The organism is Ligilactobacillus equi DSM 15833 = JCM 10991 (assembly GCF_001435735.1).
In the GTDB taxonomy this organism is placed as follows: domain Bacteria; phylum Bacillota; class Bacilli; order Lactobacillales; family Lactobacillaceae; genus Ligilactobacillus; species Ligilactobacillus equi.
Genome location: NZ_AZFH01000136.1, coordinates 1 through 320, shown reverse-complemented (window position 1 = coordinate 320; position 320 = coordinate 1). Strand labels below are relative to the sequence as shown.

The 320-nt window shown below is 34.4% G+C and carries 1 pseudogene; it reads left to right on the top strand.

What is annotated here, in order from left to right:
* Positions 1 to 320, top strand: a pseudogene (locus FC36_RS07600) (RNA-guided endonuclease TnpB family protein); the annotation flags it as partial.

The following is a 320-nucleotide window of genomic DNA, read 5'->3' as shown; positions in this document are numbered from 1 at the left end:
GTAAGGCTTGTAAACAATCATATACTGGTAAGTCAGCAACCATTAAAGTTGCCAATACTAGATATATGAAAATACCTAAATTGGGAATTGTCAAAGTAAGTAAGACTAACCTGTTGAATAATTGTAAAATCAAACGTTATACCGTTGAACATGCACCTAATGGAAACTACTATTTGAGCTTGCAAGTTGAGTTTGAGAACCAAAAGCTCAATAAAACGGGTAAAGTAGTAGGTATCGACTTGGGTGTCCATGATTTAGCAATTACTTCTGATGGTGTTAAATATCCTAAACTACAATTCAAGAGCTTAGAAAAGAAGGCG